The organism is Allobosea sp. P4_E12 (assembly GCF_056401655.1).
This window is the reverse complement of record NZ_JBFUIY010000003.1, coordinates 139,425-156,894: the sequence shown is the minus strand read 5'-3', so window position 1 is coordinate 156,894 and position 17,470 is coordinate 139,425. Positions and strand designations below refer to the sequence as shown.

The 17,470-nt window shown below is 65.7% G+C and carries 12 protein-coding genes; 1 reads left to right on the top strand and 11 read right to left on the bottom strand.

Annotation, left to right across the window (positions count from 1 at the left end; genetic code table 11):
* The first annotated feature begins 46 nt into the window (after positions 1-46).
* Positions 47-1,051 (top strand): helix-turn-helix transcriptional regulator, encoded by a 1,005-nt coding sequence (locus AC1DW9_RS04515; protein ID WP_476776026.1) that lies wholly within the window; start codon positions 47-49, stop codon positions 1,049-1,051.
* Between the two features lie 78 nt (positions 1,052-1,129).
* On the opposite strand, the gene AC1DW9_RS04510 is transcribed toward AC1DW9_RS04515, so the two are convergent.
* The 11 genes from AC1DW9_RS04510 to AC1DW9_RS04460 form a co-directional block, all read right to left on the bottom strand.
* The gene (locus AC1DW9_RS04510) at positions 1,130-2,515 is read right to left on the bottom strand and encodes an RNB domain-containing ribonuclease (RefSeq protein ID WP_441507306.1); all 1,386 of its coding nucleotides are present in this window, start codon (positions 2,513-2,515) and stop codon (positions 1,130-1,132) included.
* A gap of 270 nt (positions 2,516-2,785) precedes the next feature.
* Positions 2,786-3,088, bottom strand: a complete 303-nt coding sequence (locus AC1DW9_RS04505; protein ID WP_476776025.1) for a hypothetical protein — start codon at positions 3,086-3,088, stop codon at positions 2,786-2,788.
* A 229-nt stretch (positions 3,089-3,317) separates the two neighbouring features.
* Positions 3,318-3,761 carry a hypothetical protein gene (locus AC1DW9_RS04500; RefSeq protein ID WP_476776024.1) on the bottom strand — a complete coding sequence of 148 codons (444 nt, stop codon included), beginning with the start codon at positions 3,759-3,761 and terminating at the stop codon, positions 3,318-3,320.
* Between the two features lie 188 nt (positions 3,762-3,949).
* On the bottom strand, positions 3,950-4,264 hold the full coding sequence (locus AC1DW9_RS04495) for a c-type cytochrome (protein WP_441507309.1): 315 nt from the start codon (positions 4,262-4,264) through the stop codon (positions 3,950-3,952).
* Positions 4,265-4,615: 351 nt separating this feature from the next.
* On the bottom strand, positions 4,616-5,893 hold the full coding sequence (locus AC1DW9_RS04490; protein ID WP_476776023.1) for a PQQ-dependent sugar dehydrogenase: 1,278 nt from the start codon (positions 5,891-5,893) through the stop codon (positions 4,616-4,618).
* Between the two features lie 851 nt (positions 5,894-6,744).
* Positions 6,745-7,731 carry an alpha/beta hydrolase family protein gene (locus AC1DW9_RS04485; protein ID WP_441507311.1) on the bottom strand — a complete coding sequence of 329 codons (987 nt, stop codon included), beginning with the start codon at positions 7,729-7,731 and terminating at the stop codon, positions 6,745-6,747.
* A 39-nt stretch (positions 7,732-7,770) separates the two neighbouring features.
* Entirely contained in the window at positions 7,771-9,525 is a 1,755-nt protein-coding gene (locus AC1DW9_RS04480) for an ABC transporter permease subunit (RefSeq protein ID WP_476776022.1), read from the bottom strand.
* Between the two features lie 98 nt (positions 9,526-9,623).
* Positions 9,624-10,706 (bottom strand): ABC transporter substrate-binding protein, encoded by a 1,083-nt coding sequence (locus AC1DW9_RS04475; protein WP_476776021.1) that lies wholly within the window; start codon positions 10,704-10,706, stop codon positions 9,624-9,626.
* A gap of 100 nt (positions 10,707-10,806) precedes the next feature.
* Positions 10,807-11,913 carry an ABC transporter ATP-binding protein gene (locus tag AC1DW9_RS04470; RefSeq protein ID WP_476776020.1) on the bottom strand — a complete coding sequence of 369 codons (1,107 nt, stop codon included), beginning with the start codon at positions 11,911-11,913 and terminating at the stop codon, positions 10,807-10,809.
* Positions 11,910-15,881: a hydantoinase B/oxoprolinase family protein gene (locus AC1DW9_RS04465; protein ID WP_476776019.1), complete on the bottom strand. Its 3,972-nt coding sequence runs from the start codon at positions 15,879-15,881 to the stop codon at positions 11,910-11,912. The genes AC1DW9_RS04470 and AC1DW9_RS04465 overlap by 4 nt, the downstream gene beginning before the upstream one ends.
* Positions 15,878-17,455: an AMP-binding protein gene (locus tag AC1DW9_RS04460; protein WP_476776018.1), complete on the bottom strand. Its 1,578-nt coding sequence runs from the start codon at positions 17,453-17,455 to the stop codon at positions 15,878-15,880. Before AC1DW9_RS04460 ends, AC1DW9_RS04465 begins: the two co-directional genes overlap by 4 nt.
* Positions 17,456-17,470: the final 15 nt, after the last annotated feature.

The window sequence follows — 17,470 nt, the reverse complement described above, 5'->3', positions numbered from 1 at the left end:
CCACTCATTTTGCGCCAACTTTACGGTATTCCGGAGTGTCCAGCGCGTGTCTGAAATCCCCGTCATCTCCAGCCATATCCTGCACGGCCTGCCAGCATTCCTGCGGCATGAACTCGGGGAGAGGGCGCTTCTGCGGGCGAACCGTGCGGCAGGCTTCGATATCGAGCTGACCGAGGGCCGCAATTGCTTCATCCCGCATGCCGCAGTGCTCGGCTTCGTGAATGCCGCCGCGAGAGTCGCCGGCGAGCCCAATCTCGGGTTCCTGATCGCCCCGATGATGAACGCCGGCAACTATGGCTGTTTCGGGCGCTATATCCTGGGAGCCGAGACGCTCGGCCACTCCATCGAGCGGGCGATTGCGGCCCTTGGCTATCACAGCACCCACGACCGGATGTCGCTCGCGATCACCGGCGACGAGGCGCGCTACAGCTATGTCTTTGCGCTTGCCGGCCACGCTGGCTACGAGATGATCGCCGGTGCGGCGGCCGGCGTTCTGCTCAGCGTCATCAGGGCCTATTTGCCGTTCGACTGGCGGCCGCTGCGCATCGAGCTCAATATCGAGAGGCCGCGCCAAACCGGCCTGTTCGAAGATCTCTTCCACTGCCCGGTCCTGTTCAACGCGCCGGCCGTCACGATCGTCATCGAACGCCATCTCTTGTCGGCTGCTCCGAACCGCGGGTCATGGCCCATTGTCACCATCGAGGACGTGGCGCGAGACCGGCCCGGCGGAGCGCCACACGATCTGCTCGACGTCGTCATGGCACAGGTCCGGGCCCAGGTTCTCACCGGCAGCGTCTCGATTGATCGGGCTGCGCGACCGATGGGGACCAGCGTCCGGACGTTGCAGCGCGAGCTGAACCGGGCCGGCACCGATTTCCGCAGCCTGGCAAACGCGGCACGGCTCCAGCGCGCGACCGAATTGCTTCGGCACATGAAAGGCTCGATCACCCGTGTTGCGGCGGAGATGGGCTATTCCTCTCCCGCCAATTTCGCGCGCGCCTTCCAGAAGGCGACCGGCCGCACACCCCGGGAGTTTCGCTCGGACATGTAGTCGCGCACCGTTCCGCAGTACCCCGCAGCTCTGCGATCCGCACCGGCTGTAGGACGGGTTCTCGGAGCGTCATCGCCCTCAACCTGCTCGTTCGAAGGTGATCATGTTCTGCAGGGGGTCGGCAGATGTCAGCCTGACCCGGATCCTATCGCCCGGCTTGCTGTCCTGCCCGCGAACCCGCGCGACCACCGGCAGCTCGCAGAGCTGGATGCGCAGGCCGTGCTCATCCGCGTCGGTCACGACCGCCTCGAACGCGGTTCCTTCGCTGCCCTGGAGCATAAGAGCTTCGGCCAGATCGATGACGTCCCGGTCCACTTGACCGTCGCGCGCATCGGCCCGCGCCATCACCGCAGGCAGTTGTTCGAATGCGGCCGATACCGCTGGCGGAACCGGCTGGCCGTTCGCCACCGCCAGGGCGGCGCGCACCACATAGCGATCGGCGAGACGGCGCAGCGGTGCCGTGGCATGCGCATAGGTCGCCGCCATCGGCGCATGCCACGGCACGATGCCTTCGCGATAGGGAACATAGCTCGCGCCGCCGCTAGCCCTCCGCACCGCCAGCATGAAGGCCGCGTGGCTGCTGTCGGCGGGATTCAGCGTCTTCTCGAACTGGACGAGCGTCTCCATCTCCGGCCATGACAGGCCCAGGGCGCGCGCGGTCTGGCGCAGGCGCTGGACGGCCTTCTGATCCGGTTCCTGCATGACCCTGAACAGGCCGGTCCGGGCTGTCAGGAGTGCAGCCGCGATCGCGATATTGCTGGCCAGGGACAGGGTGGCGTTCTGCTCCTCGGCGCGCAGGCGCGGGCGGAAGATCAATTGGTAGCGGCCGTCGCCGAGAGCATCGACCTCCTGTTCAGGTGGGTCCACGCGCGCTGCGCCGCGCCGGCTCTCGGCAGCCTCGATGCGGCGGGCCAGTTCATCGAAATCGGGCGGCAGATCAGACGCGCCGACCCTGTCATAGGCGAGCTTGGCGGTGCTGCGGATGACAGCCCGCTCTGCATTGTCGAGATGGACGTTGCCATCGGTGTCGATCCGGGTGGTGAAGATCACCGCCGGCCGAGGTCCGGTGGGCAGGAGGCTCGCGGCGCCCTCGGCGAGAACCGGCGGATACAGCCCGACCTTGCCGTCCGGCAGATAGAGCGTCGTGCCGCGCTGCCACGCTTCCCGGTCGACCGCGTCGCCATCGTCGACGAACCAAGCGACATCGGCGATGGCGTAATGCAGCAAAAGGTCGTTGCCGCTGCGCTCGATCGTGAAGGCCTGGTCGAGATCCGTCGATGTCGCGGGGTCGAGCGTGACGAAAGGCCGGTCCGTGCGGTCGACATGCGCGGTCGGCGCGCGATGGGCAGCAGTTTCCGCCGCTGCAAGAACCGCGGGCGGAAACTGCTCCGGCACGCCGAATTGGCGGCGTATCGCCGCCATTCCACCGATCAGCGCATTGGTGGAATCAATGAGGGTCTTCATCCTCGCGAGACCTCTGCCCGTTGTTGAGCTGCTGCGAAGCAGCCCGCGCGAAGGTTCGCGAACTGCTATAGTTGCAACCGTTTGGGCATCACATGCAACGATAGCGATCGGTCATGTCGAGCGATGCGCCTCAGACTGGATCGGGGCGCACTTCGCTTCCCGCAGACGTGGGACGCAATTTGCTCGACTCGAGATAGGCACGCCGGTGGGATCGACGATCGACCYGCGCCTCGCGAATAGCCTGTTTCCAGTGTCACGCCCGCGTGCCCGCTAACTCAGGTTGTTGCCCCAGATCATGATCGACAGCGAGAAGGTGATGAGGCCGATGACCGCCAGGATGAACGCGCGACGACGGGTCCCTGCCTCGCTGTGGTTCAGGCCGGTCAGCAGTGTTGCAAGCGTCCAGAGGCCCGTGAATGCCAGAAGCACCAAGGTGTAAACTGGGCCGGAGAGGTCATAACCGCCCCCTCCGATCGATGGATGTTCCGAAGGGCCGGGGCTGAGGCTCCAAACCAGAACGCCCACGACCACGACGAAGACGGTAAGCCATACGTAGAACCCCCTGCCTTTCAATCAGCCCTCCTCAGGCTTCCGACGGTTCGAAAGGGAACCGAGCCCCATTTTGTTTGGGCAGCTTTCCCAGATACGGACGGTGGCCGCATAGCCTCGGAATGACAGAAGCTGGCGCGTCTCACGTCGCAAATGCTTCGCGACACGGACGGCGTGTGGCTGCGCGGCGATTCCTGCATCTTGGTAGCATCGACCTTTGGCAGGAGGCCACTCGCGCGCGCTGGCCGCGTCTTCAGCCGTCCCTATCGAAATCGATCAGCTGTCCATCGGCTGCAAACTCGGCATCGAACTTGATCCCGTCGGCAAGGCGGCCTTCGATCTTGATGCGTCCGTCTCGCTCGAACTCAATCCTTTCGAGCGTAGCACCGGCCGGCCAGGACGGGTTTTGCAGCGCCGGGGCTGGAACCAGCGAGCGGATCTGGTCAATGGGAAAGAGGCCGCGCCCCCGCGCTTCGATTTCATCGATTTCCCCGTTCTGCTCCAGTTCGACCTTGATGCGAGCGCCGCCGGGCAGGGTGCCGTAGACATATCTGCCATAGGCGATGTGCGGCTTCGGGCGGGTCTGAATGTCGGTCAAGCCGAGCTCCACAATCGACCGCGGGAGATCCTGGGCGGCAAGCAGGCCGGGCCCGGCGAAGCTTGCCGCAAGGGCCGTGGCTACGAAGATGCGCTTCATCACTTGCATTCCTCTCCGCTGTCGGTCGCGCAGCAGACCGGCTGTCGACGTCGCGACACTCCGCCGAGATTGTCAGAGTTGGGCTGGAAGCAGAAGTCGTCCTAATCGACGGGGGGGTGACCCGCTGAGCGGCTCCAGTACCTGGCGGCACCGGTGCCGGAGGCCGCCGCTGCCGCCGACGACGGTCCCTATTGCTGGGACAGAATCCACTTCACCAGACCTTCGGCCTCCTCGGGCGAGACGCCAGGTTGAGGCGGCATCGGCATCTGACCCCAATTGCCGCCCCCGCCCTTCATGATCTTCTCGCTCAAGGTCTTGAGCGCGGCTTCGTCCTTGGCATAACGCTCGGCCACGGCCTTGTAGGCTGGACCGATCATCTTGCGTTCGATGGAATGGCAGGCGACGCAGTTCTTGCTCCTGGCCAGTTCGGGGCTTGCGAAAGCGGGCGAGGATGCCAGAAGCGCGACGAAAGCGGCTGCGGCGAGGTGGCGAAAGTCAACCATGGACCAGGCTTCCCATCATGCGCGATCCGGATCGGTCGGTATCGCGGAACAGTGGTCGAAACGAAGCGGACAGCACCAACGCAAGGATCATCATCGGCTCTCCGGTCGGGGCGGCCAGGCACGCGATGATCTGCGGGACATGCGCTGAAACGCGAGCGCTGCCGGAGCCGGCACTTGTCCGCCGCCAGGCGAGAAGCCCAAGCTCCATCTGTCCGTATCGTCTCGTGCTGGTCGCTGTCCGAAGCGGTTGCGAATGCTGATCGCGTCAGGTCTGCGGGCGCGGCCAGGCTGGGCCCGCAGACGGAAGGTCGGCCGCGCCGCCGCTGCGGCAGGCGCGGCTGCCCATCAGGCTCAGTTGGGCTTGAGCTGGTAGACGTCGCCCTGGTCGGTGGCCACGTACATGCTGCCGTCAGGCGCCTGCACGACGGAGCGGAAGCGTCCGGCCGGCATCGGCAGGGACACCGTGCTGCGCGTGGCGGACGCGCCATCGGGCGCGATGTTGAGCACGTCGAGGCGGTTGCCGACCGGCGTTCCGTGGATGCCGATGCCCATGAAGGTCACGACCATCCGGCCGTTCCAGTCCTTCCATTGCGGGCCGTTCAGGAATACGCATGACGACATGCCCTGCGAAAGCGTGTCGTTGTTCCAGGCCGGCTTCATCGCGTTGGGATAGGTCTTGGTGTCGGTCATCGGCATGAAGGCCGAGCGCTCCTTCGGATCCACTGCGCCCATCTGGTTCGGCGAGTATCCGCAATAATTGTCGGGGCAGTCGGCGCGCCCGGCGATGTTCGGGCGCGGATCCCAGCCCGCGTTGCCGCCGGCGGTCAGCGCCGTCACCTCGTCGCTATGCCAGGGGCCGTTCTCCGCCGTGTAGGGCTGGTTGGTGCCGGGCCGGAAGCAGATGCCCTGCGGGTTGCGGTGGCCGTAGGTGAAGACGCGCGTATCGAAGCCCTGTGGCGGGTTGTTGCCGGGCGCGGCCTTGCCGTCCCGGTCGATGCGCAGCACTTTGCCCCCAATGCGGGTCGGGCCCTGCGGCACCTCGCCATTATGGGTGTCGCCCGTCGTCACGTAGAGGAAGCCGTCCGCGGGGCCAAAGCGCAGGCGTCCGCCATTATGCGCGCCGGCATCGCCGAAGGGATGGTTGCTCGGCGCCGCCTTGTAGGCGATGTCGGTGACGATATCCTGCCGGTTCGAGACCTTGGTCAGATCGGGGCTGACCACGAGCCGCAGCACCCGATTGGTTCCCGGCGCGGTGATGTTCGACGCCGAGGACACGTAGATGAAGCGGTTGTTGTTGAAGTCGGGGTCGATCGCGACGCCGCTCATGCCGGCCTGGCCGCTGCAGAAGAGGTCGGACGCGGTCTGGGGGTAGTTCTTGGAATCCTTGATGCCGAGCAGGGCGTTGATCTTGCCGGAGGGGAGCCGGACCGAGAGCCCACCGCATTTCTCGGTGAAGAACATCGTGCCGTCGGGCAGGAAGGCCATGTCCCAGGTCAGCTCGCGTCCGGACATCACCGTGGTGCTGGTGAGCCCGGGCGTTCCGCCGGGGCTTTGGGCCGTCGCCGCCCCGGATAGGGCGAATGAGGCCAGTAACGTATAAGGCAACACGAAGCGAATACGTCGAGTCATCGATGTCTCCTCCGAGTTATTGTGCATCCCTGTAAAGGCCAGCGATCCGCTGGATCCTGGGCCGAAAGCATTGTTCGACAGGTCGATTGTTATGCGAGCGTCCAATGTCGTGCAACATCGTTTCGCGTCGAGGTGGTGCGTCGATTCCGCGGCAGAGACGCTGGGGCAGCGCTAAGCTTGCTTGGCTAACGCGAGCGTCAATATTGGAGATGACGAAAAGTCTTACGCAAGAGGATAGGCCGCCGGATGCGGCGCGATATGCCGTTATCCGAGGGCACGCCCCAATTGCATGCCGCGATGACGATAGGTGAATTGATGATCGCTGAGTCGTGGTTCGCTCTGAGTGCCGACGGTCTGGAAAATGGGCAGATATAGACTGGAGAATTTCCAGATTAGTCTCGGCCATATCCGGGAGCTACTTTGCGAGGCTCGCCAGCCCGGGGCCGGATCGCCGGGGAGGGCGCCCGGGCCCGGTACGCCCCGGCCCCAATCTCGGCCAGCTCGCATGGTGGCGAGGCGCAGCATCCGCCGTTCGCGTCGCAATACGCGTCCTTCGGCAGAGTGGCTTTGGGGACGACGGAGGATTTCTGGAGCGCGCGCGACCGGTGTCCCGATCTGGAGTAGCCCGCTCGCCATCCCGTTCGGGAAAGAGCTCCAGCATCGCGCGTCGCCGATCTCCGGGTACCGCCTGCCCTCTTCTGGAAACCTCGTCTTTCCAATGCGATAGAGGACAGGGATGAATCTCAATCTGAGGGCGAGGGCAGGGTCTGGCGCCGACCTGTCAACTCCCGACCAAGGCGGCCAACGGGAATCTCGCGCCATCTGAGCCACCGCTTGGCACTTGCAACAGCTCAGTTTGACAAGCGAGGTCCCTGTGCCGGCATGGAGGTGAGCGTGCCGACGATCCGGTCGGTGCCCGCGCCTGCCGCGCAGAGCGCGTTCGCCGTCTCGCCGAAATCGACGAGATCATGGTGGCGGGCATCCGTGGCGCGCTCCAGCGGGATCAGCCAGGCCGCATGGCCGCGGCGCGCAAGGCCTTCGAAATAGAGCTTCTGGGAGGAGAACGGCACATTCGTCTCGCGCGGATCACCGATCACGAAGACGCGCCGTGCGGGATCGGTCGGCACCTTGTCGAGCGCAGCCGAGGGGTCGAAACGCTCCGATCTCTGCCCCGGCCTCACGAGGCCGCGTGCTTCCAGATAGGCGCGATAGGCGGCTGCGCCGGAGGAGATCACCGCACAGCGCAGATCGTCGCGCTGCGCCAGCATCTCCGCGACGAGCGTGCCGCCACCGCTATGCCCGCCGAGCGCCCATGACTGGATGTGATACCGCGCCTTGAGACCGTCGAGCGCAGCCGAGATGAGCTGCGCTTCGATGGGGCGACCGCGCATCGTGTAGTGCTTGCCGGCGCTTCCATAGGTTCCGGGCCGCCCCAGGAAGATCGAGGGGATGCCGAAGCGGGCCGAAAGCCTCTGCTGCAGCGCGACCATCTCCGTCGGGCCGAAGCCGCTTTGCCGCTTGTCCGCATTCGCCCCCTTCGGTCCCAGTACGTCGCCGTTCAGCCAGATCGCGGCGATGGGGATCGTGCCGGAGCCAGGTTTCAGCCCGGCCGCATAATATCGCAGGCATGTCGCCTGGGTTTCGAGCCAGATCGCGGTATTCTTGGCTTCCAGCGCCGCGCACTCGGTCCGGCTGATCCTGATGCCATCGACCACGGCGATCGGGTCGAAATTCGCCCGCTCGGGGATGGATTGAGCGGAGGCCGGCGCCAGTCCTGGCGCCGCGGCAAATGTCAGCGTCAGCAGTCCGAGACGGCTTGAAGCTCCTATACCGCGCATCCTCGACTCCAAACGCGTTGCCGCCGAACCGGTCAGGGCTCAAACCCGTTTCGGCCCCCACCGCTTCGCGACTTCCGATAGCGACAGCAAGGCGATCGAGATCAGGACCAGGACGCTCGATACCGCGGCCAGTGTTGGATCAAGCTCCAGCCGCACGCTCTCCCACATCTTCACCGGCAGCGTCATCGCGCTGGTGCCGCTGATGAACAGGGCAACCGTCACGTCGTCGAAGGAAGCGAGGAAGGCGAAGAGCCCGGCTGCTACGATACTGGGCCGGATCATCACGAAGGTCGTCTTCATGAAAGCACGGACCGGAGAGGCGCCCAGGCTTCGCGCCGCCATTTCCGGGCGTTGATCCGCACGGCGCAATCCACCGATCAGGATCAGCACGACGATGGGAAGGCCGATGACCAGATGGGCGATGACGAGCCCGGCCCTGGTCCCGGCCAGCCCGATGGCCGACATCTGGAAATAGAGCGCGACGGCAATGATGAGCGTCGGGATCATCGCCGGCGAAAGCATCAGCGCCAGGGCGATCGGGGCCCAGCGCGAACGCGAGCGGGTCACGCCGATCGCGGCGGCGAGCCCCAGGGCCGTGACGAGGATCGCCGTCACGCAGGCGACCTGGAAACTGGTGATGGTCGGCCCGATCCAGTCCTGCCGCGAAAAATACGTCGCATACCAGCGCAGCGACCAGTCGGAGGGCGGGAATTGCAGGAATGGCGAGGCGCTGAAGCTCAGCGGCAGCAGGATGAAGATCGGGGTGAGCAGGAAGAGCAGCGTCACCACGGCAAAGCCCTTGCCGAGTAGGTCGGCTGCGACAGTGGAGCCCTGCGCGAGGCGGCGCCCCGGCTTTCGGCCGGGCGACGGGCGATGAAGCGCTTGGAGGGCTCCCACTCCGCGCAGCATCAGCGCAAAGGCTTTTGATCGCTTCGCCGGCTTGTCGCCGCTGCCTTCGATCAGGCCCAGCGAGCGGGCACAGACGAGCACGATGACGAGCGTCGCGACCAGGAGGATGACGGCCATGACCGAGGCCTGTTCCCAGTTGAACAGGTTGTTGACCTGCTCCTCGATCAACATCACGTAGGTCACCTCCTTCAACCCGCCAAGGATGGCCGGCGTCACGAAATATCCGATGGCGTGGAGGAAGACGATCAGGCTGCCCGACAGCAGCCCGGGCAGGGTGAGGGGCAGAAAGATCAGCAGGAATGCGATGAACGGGTTGGCGCCGAGGCTTCCTGCTGCGGAGAGGAGCTTTCCGTCGAAACGGCGCATGACCGCGAAAAGCGGGAAGAATACGAACGGGATCAGAAGATGGACGAGGCCGAGCGCCACCGCGAAGCGGCCGTAGAGCATCTGCAGCGGCTCCGGCACGGCCCCGATCTTGAGAAGTGCGTCGTTCACGATCCCTTGCCGGCCAAGCAGAACGATCCACGCATAGGCGCGCACCAGAACGCTCGTCCAGAGCGGCATGAGCATCAGGAGCAGCACGCATTTCTGCATGGGCTCGGACAGGCGTAGCACCACATAGGCGAGGGGATAGGCGACCACGGCGCAGATGAGCGTCACTTGCAGGGCCAGGATGAACGTGTCGGCGAAGACACGCCAGAGCAGGGTGTCCGACAGCACCTCGGCATAATATCGGACCGTCCAGCCGTCGCTGCCGAAGCTCTTCGTCAGCAAGCCCAGGATCGGGACGATATAGGTGATGATCAGGAAGGCGAGCGCGGGGACGAAGAGCAATCCGGGCTTCGAAAGCCGGACGTGAAATGACGAGGAACGAGCGACACTCATTGTTCAGTCCGCATTCAAGCTGTTGCCTTGCGTCCCAGGCGACAGCCTGGGTCCTTTGACCGGCGGCCTTCAGCCGCCGGTCGCTTCAAGAGGCGCGTTCATTCGCGGATGAAGCGGTTCCACATCTCGACATTGCGCTCAAGGGCGGATTTTCCGCCTGTCTTCTCGGACCAGGCCTGGGCGTTCATGAAGACCACCTTCGGCAGGTTCTCGGACGAAACGGGATTGTCCCTTGCGATTTTTGCCGGCAGTGCCGCAGACGCCTTCATGTTGGAGGGCCCATAGGGCATGCGGCTGGCGAAATCCGCCTGACGCTCGGCGCGCGAGGCGAACTCGATGAATTTCAGGGTGTTCTTGTAGTTTTTTGCGCCCTTCGGAATCGCCCAGAACGAGGCGGTCACGACGGCGCCGTCCCAGACGTAGTCGACAGGTGCGCCCTCGTCGCGCAACTGGGAAATGCGACCATGATTGGCGATCGCGATATCGGCCTCGCCATCGACCAGGGCCTGCGGCGCGGCGTTGCCGGAACTGACCCATTTGATCACGCTCGGCCGGATCTTGGCCAGGCTGCGATAGGCCTTTTCGAGATCCAGCGGATAGAGCTTCTCGGCCGTGGTTCCGCCCGCGAGGAGGGCAGGCTCGATCGGGCGCAGCTGGTAGCTGCCGGCCGGGAACACGCGCGGTCCGGGAAACTTGGCCGTGTCCCAGACATCGGCCCAGGTCCGGGGATGATTGTCAGCCGTATACTTCCTGGTGTTGTAGGCGATCACCGAGGCGTAATATTGCGAGCCCACGCCGTAGGGATGCAGCAAGCGCGGGTCGATTTCCGCCATGGTCGCCTTGTCGAGAAGGCTGTAGTCGAGCTTTTCCAGGAGCCCGGCTTCCGCGAGCGCCTCGAGCTCCTCATGCGTCGCCAGGAACGCGTCCCACTCGACATTCCTGCTGGCGACCATCGCCCGGACCTTGGCGAGCGTGATTCCGGTCGCATCGGTGACCCCGATCCCGGTCTCCTTCGTGAAGGGCTCGAAATAGGCGGCGCGCTGGCTGTCCTGCATGCGCCCGCCATAGGAGGCGACGATGATCCGCTCGCCGGATTGCGCGAGCAGGGCCGAGGGTGTCGTCAAGGCCATGGCACCGAAGCTGCCGAGGACCCCGCGCCTGGTGAAACTCGGTAATCTCATTCCTTCATCCCCTCACTGCTTTTTCTTGATTGAGCACTCAGGCTACGTGAGTGCCTTTGGTACTGCAATAAATTACTTCGTATTGTATTTCGATACGAATTTAGCCGGGAGGCAGAACCAGCGCATCTGCCGCGCCCCAGCCGATGCGGACCGTGGCGCCCGGTTCACGCTGGGCACCGCGATTGTCTTCGACAGCCGCGATCGTGCTGCCGCCCGGAAGCGCGATCCGCACCTTTGTGTGGTCGCCGAGGAAGATGCTGCCGGTCACGGTGCCAACGACCCCGTTCTCGTCACCCGGCTGCGGCGAGAGGCGGATATGTTCGGGCCGGAGCATCATCTGCACCTCCTCGCCGACGCCCGGCCCGTGCATGTGGCGGGCATGGAAGTGCTGGCCGGCCATGGCCTCGACGACGCAGCGCCCCGCCTCGACCGAGCGCACGACGGCGGGAACGAAGACGGACTCGCCGACGAAATCGGCCACGAAGCGATTGACCGGAGAAAAGTAGAGCTCGTTCGGCGTGGCGATCTGGGCGATCCGGCCGGCATTCATCACCGCGACCCGGTCAGACAGGATGATGGCTTCGACCTGATCATGCGTGACGAGGATGATCGTGATGCCGAGCTCGCGATGGAGTTCCTTCAGCTCGAGCTGCAGCGCATCCCGAAGCTTGCGGTCGAGCGCACCGAGAGGCTCGTCGAGCAGCAGGACCGGAGGCGAGAAGACGAGCGCGCGGGCGATCGCCACGCGCTGTTGCTGGCCACCGCTCAACTGGGCAGGCAGCCTGTCGCCCAGAGTGTTGAGCCGGACGAGATCCAGTGCCTGTTGGACACGGCCCGCGATCTCCGTCTTAGGAACACCGCGCATCAGCAGCGGAAAGGCGATGTTGTCCGCGACGGTCATGTGCGGGAACAGGGCGAGATGCTGGAAGACGACACCGAGATTGCGCCGGTGCGGCGGCAGATCGTCGACCGGGTTGCCCCCGATCGAGATCGTTCCGGAATAGCCGCCCACGAAGCCGGCGATCGCCATCATCGTCGTCGTCTTGCCGGAGCCGCTCGGCCCCAGCAGGGTCACGAACTCGCCCGAGGCGATGTCGAGCGAGACGTCGTCCACCGCCTTGAAGCCGCTATAGGCCAGGCTCAGGTTTCTGATCTCCACGCCGGCGCCGAGTGCGGCGAGCGGCCTTGCGCCAGTCGCACCGGTCATCCGCGTGCCCTCCTCAGCATCACCGGGGCCGAATGCTCCATCAGCCGGCCGGCCTTCTCGACGATCGCCGATAGATCGGCATCAGCGGCGGGCAGGACACGCGCCTCGCCGACGCTTGGCCTGGCCGGCCTCATCTGGGCGCGCAACGCCGTCGTCGCAGCACTATCGACGGCGCCGGCCGAGGTCGCGACCACGCCGTAGATTTCGCGCGCAGCCTCGACGCCGAGCAATTCGTCACGGATGTCGCGCCCGACCGCGTCCGGCGTCCTGTCGAGCGGGGAGCCATAGCCGCCGCCGCCGGACTGGCAGACCCTGATCACCATGCCCTTGCGCAGGTGCACCTCGCCCTTGCCGGGCAGGAGCTGCGGTTCGCCATAAGGATCGAGCAGTACGAAGGACGGGGTGCCAGGATGCGCCCCGGCGAGGCCATAGGGCAGGAATTTCCGGCGTTCGGAGCGGTATTGCAGTTTGCCTGCATCGGCGAGGAAACGGTATTCCCGCATCACGCCCATGCCGCCGCGGAACTGTCCGGCGCCGCAGGTATCGGGCACGTAGCTCCAATGCTCGAGCCGCACGATGCCCTCGAGATCGACGACCTCGGCGGGGACGGCGGATGCGTTGGCCAGCGCGAGCGAGGTGCCGTCCAGGCCGTCGGCGCCCGGCCGCGCACCCCAGGAGCCGCGCAGCATGTCGACGAAGATGAACGGCTTGCCGTTCGGCGAACGCCCCGAGAAGGTGTGAAGCAGCGATCCGCCATCGCCCGCCGCCATGATCCGTCCCGGCAGGGCTTTGCTGAGCGCCCCGAACAGCGCGTCCATCAGCCGGTAGGTGGTGATGGCCCGGGCCGCGCCCGCCGCCGGGCTGACCCCGTTGAGCACGGTCCCTTCCGGCGCGATGACCGTGATCGGCCGCATATAGCCCGAATTCGTTGCCGCATGAGGCGGCATCAGGCAGCGGAAGGCGAGATAGGCGGTGCTCTTCGTCGCTGACAGGGTCGCGTTGAGCGCGCCCGCCACCTGGGGCGAACTGCCGGTGCAGTCAACCAGCGCTTCGTCTCCGTCGATCGTAATCGTCAGCGCGATACGGATCGCATCCTCGGTGATGCCGTCATCGTCCAGGAAATCCTCGAAGGAATAGCTTCCGTCCGGAATCGCACGGATCGTATCCCGCGCGACCGCTTCCGAGGCTTCGAGGAGCTGGTTCTCGTAGCGCTTGAGATTGGCGACGCCGTAGCGCGCGGCCAGGGCGGCATAGTCATGCGCACCGCGCTCGCATGCCGAGAGCTGGGCATCGATGTCGCCGCGCACCTTGTCGGGCACGCGCACATTGGCAAGGAGGATGGGCAGGATTGCAGGATCGGGCTTACCCTGCCGGAACAGCTTGAGGACGGGGATCCGCAGGCCCTCGGCGAAGGTCTCGGTGTTCAGCGGCGAGTTGCCGCCGGCCGTGTTGCCGCCGATGTCGAGGTGGTGAACGATCGCCGCGGTAAAGGCGACATGCTGGCCTTCCGCAAAGACCGGCTTCACCAGGAAGATGTCCGGCAGGTGCATGCCACCGCCGAACGGATCGTTCATGATGAAGACGTCGCCCTCGTGGATGTCGCCGCCATGGCGGGCAATGACCGCCTCGATGACGTCGGGCATCGCTCCAAGATGGAGCGGGATCGTCATGCCCTGCGCGAGCAGCCGGCCCTGCGCGTCGGCAAGGGCGGTCGAGAAATCGCCGGTATGCTTGACGTGATGCGAGCGGCAGGTGCGGATCAAGGTCAGCGCCATCTCGTCGGCCAGGGTCTCGAGGCCGTGGCGCACGAGTTCCCGGGTGACGCCGTCGAAACGCTCGTCGCCGAAGGAGGCGCTTGCCTCCGTCCAGATATCGATCGTCAGCGTATTGGTGTCGTCGCGGCTGATCGAGGCGCCGGGCGGCACGACGATGGTGGTGTCGTATTGCTCGACGATCACCGGCCCCGGCAGGGGCTCGCTGCCGAGAGCCTCGCGCGTCGTCACGGGAGCATCGAGATAGCCGGCCGTGGGACCGCAATAGATCCGGCGCATCTCGCCTTCGGCGACCTGGTGCGGACGGTCGACGGTATAGCGGTGGAGCGCCTCATGGTCGTCCTGGACGATGCGCGCGGAGAGGCGCAGCGTCACGATCTCGACGGCTTCCGAGCGCATGCAATAGCCGAACATGCGCTGATGCTCGTCATGGAAGCGGCCCAGCACCTCCGCGAGATCGCCGAGCTCCGCGACGCCGTCGGTGATCCGCGTCGCGATCGTGGAGCCCTGGCCGCGGTATTGCAGGTCGCCTTCGACGCGATAGCTGACGCGGATCTCGCCGTAGCCGGCATCCGTCATGTCGCGGCTTGCCATGGCGACGAGTTCTGCCAGCTTGGACGCGACCCCGGCGCGGGAGGCCTCGTCGAGTGCGCAATAGGTCGATTTTGAGTAGCTGTGCTCGATCGGCGTATGCAGCAGCCCGTAGGCGCTGAAGACGCCGGGCGTGACGGCCACGACGACCTTGCGCATCCCGAGCTGGCGCCCGAGCTCTACGGCGTGCACCGGCCCGTTGCCGCCGAAGCAGATCAGCGCCGCGTCGCGCGGGTCCTGGCCGCGCTCGGACGAGATCGCGCGGATGACGCGGATCATGCCGGCATTGGCTACGGCCACGATGCCGTAGGCTGCGTCCTCGACGCTCATGCCGAGCGGTTCGGCGATGACGCGGGCGATCGCCCGGCGCGCGGCTTCGAGGTCGACCGGCAGGGTTCCACCGACCAGGTGGGTCTGGTTGAGATGGCCGAGTACCAGATTGGCGTCCGTCACGGTCGGCTCCGTGCCGCCCAGCCCGTAGCAGACGGGGCCGGGATTCGAGCCCGCACTGCGCGGGCCGACACGGATCGAACGACCCTCGTCGAGCCAGGCGATGCTGCCGCCGCCGACGCCGATTTCGGCGACGTCGATGGACGGCGTCCCGATGGTGTAGCCTCCACCCGTGGTCAGGCGACTGAAGCTCGATATGCCGGCGCCGACCTCGAGCGAGCCGATACGGCTCGCCTCGCCGTTCTCGATCAGCGCGGCCTTCGCCGTCGTGCCGCCCATGTCGAAGGTGATCGCCTTGCGCTCTCCGGCCCTGAATGCAGTGGAGACGCCGCCGATCACGCCGGCTGCCGGCCCGGATTCGATGATGTTGACCGGCCGTTCCCCGGCGATCCTGGCGCTGATGATGCCGCCATTCGACTGCATGGTGAGCAGCGGCGCGACGATGCCCATCTCCGCCAGGCGTTCCTGGAGGCTCGCCAGGTAGAGCTGCATCACCGGCCGGACATAGGCGTTGACGCAGGTCGTGCTCGTCCGCTCGTATTCCTTGACCTCGGGAAGCACCTCGGACGAGAGCGAGATCGAGGCCCCGGGCACGCGCTCACGCAGGATCTGGCCGATGCGCTGCTCATGGACCGGATTGGCGAAGGCGTTGATGAGGCAGACCGCGAAGGACGCGACCTTCTCCTCCAGGAGCCGGTCGATCGCCGCATGGACCGAGCGCTCGTCGAGCGGGCGCACGATGCTGCCCTGCGCATCGATGCGCTCGCCGACCTCGCGGCGCAGGTAGCGCTCCACCAGGATCGGCGGCTTGACCCAGTCCAGATTGTACATGTCGGGGCGGCGATGCCGGCGCATGTCGAGCACGTCGCGAAAGCCCGCAGTCGTGATCAGGCCGGTCCGGGCGCCGCGTCCTTCGAGGATCGCATTGGTCGCAACCGTCGTCGCATGGACGATCTCCGTCACCGCCGATGCGGGCAACTGAGCCCGCTCCAGGATGATCGCGATGCCCTTGGCGATCGAGCGGCTATAGTCGTCGGTCGAGGAGAGGACCTTCTCGACGAACAGGACGCCGTCCGAGCGCACCCCGACGAGGTCGGTGAACGTGCCGCCGATATCGACGCCGATGCGGATTTCTGGGAGTTGGGACCGGGTCACGTGCGCACCTCCGAACCGATATTGGCGTATTGTTTTGCATCGGAGCGCGTGCCGCGATCCCAGCAGTCCGTGGTGGCCTTCGACAACCTGTGCTTCATGATGCGCTCGCTGGGAGTACGCTCGAAGTCATCGACCTGCGCGATGAAACGCGGGTTCTGATAGGGCGCGAGGCGCGCTTCGAGCCAATGGGAAAGGGCGGCGGGATCGATCACGCTGCCCGGCTTGGATTTGATGAAAAGCTTGATGTCCTGCTCGCCGAATTCGCTCGGCACGCCGATCATCGCGCAATCCTCGATGGCCGGGTGCCGGGCGGCGACATGCTCCACTTCCCAGGCCGATACGTTCTCGCCCCTGCAGCGCACACTGTCGCTGATGCGCCCCTGGAAATGCAGATGGCCTGTCGCGTCCCAGCTGCCGACGTCGCCGGTGTGAAACAGGCCGTTCCTGAACGCCACCGCCGTCGCTTCGGCATTGTTGAGATAGCCGGTGAAGAGTGCGCCCGGTCGCTTCGAGCGAACGGCGATCTCCCCGCGCTGCCCGGGCTCCGTCACGGTGCGGCCCTTGTCGTCGATCAGGACGACGTCGAACCAGGGCAGGGGCTTGCCGACCGCCCCTTCCGGCCCCGCGATATTGCAGGTGGCGATGCTGGAGGTCTCGGTCATTCCATAGCATTCGTGGATCTCGATGCCGAAGCGCTGCCGGAAGGCCACCCAGATATCGGCCGGGCAGCCGCCACCCCAGGCGATCCGGACCCCGTGGTCGCGATCGCGACTGTCGGGAGGCTGCTTCAGCAACATCTGCAGGATGCCGCCGAGATAGTGGACATGGGTGGCCTTGGCGTGGCGGATCTCGTCCCAGAAGCGGCTCGCGCTGAACCGCGGAACCATTGCCAGCGTGACGTCGTGCAAGAGCGGCAGCACGAGGAGCTGGGCGCCGCCGATATGGAACAGAGGCTCCCAGACGAAGAGGACGTCATCTCGGCGCACGGCCGAGACGATGGCGGCGGCCTCTCCCGCCACGCGCAGCATGGAGTGCGAAACCTCCAGGCCCTTTGGCCGCCCGGTGGTGCCGGAGGTGTACATGAGCGCGAAAGGCGCCAGGGGATCGGGCTCTTCTTCCGCGAAGGTCGCTTCGGTGGACAGGATGTCGCCGAGATGCAAGGCGCCTTCGACAGCGGCGTCCGTGACGAATGCGGTGCCATCGAGTTCCGCCCGGCTTGCCCGGATCTCGGGCAGGAGGTCGGCATCCGCGAAGACGAGCCGGGGCGCGCTGTCTTCCAGGAGATATTTCAGTCCCTCGCCGCGCTGGCGGGGATTGACCGGAACCCAGATCACGCCCGCCCTGGCCAGGCCAAAGAGCAGCGGCAGGACCGCAACTGCGTTGCGCATCATGACGGCGACGCGCTCGCCCGGATTCAACCCGCAGCCCCGTAGCGCGGCAGCACATGAGGCCGACTGGCGCTCGAGTTCGCCGAACGTCAACGCCACGCCGTCGAAGCGGGCAAAGATGCGCTCCGGCTCCGCTTCGGCCCGCTGGCGGAGGAGGGCGGTGAAACCCTGAAGTTCGCCCGTCATGGGAAAGTCCGCAAG

Excerpts from the sequence above, each read along its gene's own strand:
- AC1DW9_RS04510 (WP_441507306.1), bottom strand. The coding sequence starts at position 2,515 with ATGAAGACCCTCATTGATTCCACCAATGCGCTGATCGGTGGAATGGCG.
- AC1DW9_RS04500 (WP_476776024.1), bottom strand. The coding sequence starts at position 3,761 with ATGAAGCGCATCTTCGTAGCCACGGCCCTTGCGGCAAGCTTCGCCGGG.
- AC1DW9_RS04495 (WP_441507309.1), bottom strand. The coding sequence starts at position 4,264 with ATGGTTGACTTTCGCCACCTCGCCGCAGCCGCTTTCGTCGCGCTTCTG.
- AC1DW9_RS04490 (WP_476776023.1), bottom strand. The coding sequence starts at position 5,893 with ATGACTCGACGTATTCGCTTCGTGTTGCCTTATACGTTACTGGCCTCA.
- AC1DW9_RS04485 (WP_441507311.1), bottom strand. The coding sequence starts at position 7,731 with ATGCGCGGTATAGGAGCTTCAAGCCGTCTCGGACTGCTGACGCTGACA.
- AC1DW9_RS04480 (WP_476776022.1), bottom strand. The coding sequence starts at position 9,525 with ATGAGTGTCGCTCGTTCCTCGTCATTTCACGTCCGGCTTTCGAAGCCC.
- AC1DW9_RS04475 (WP_476776021.1), bottom strand. The coding sequence starts at position 10,706 with ATGAGATTACCGAGTTTCACCAGGCGCGGGGTCCTCGGCAGCTTCGGT.
- AC1DW9_RS04470 (WP_476776020.1), bottom strand. The coding sequence starts at position 11,913 with ATGACCGGTGCGACTGGCGCAAGGCCGCTCGCCGCACTCGGCGCCGGC.
- AC1DW9_RS04460 (WP_476776018.1), bottom strand. The coding sequence starts at position 17,455 with ATGACGGGCGAACTTCAGGGTTTCACCGCCCTCCTCCGCCAGCGGGCC.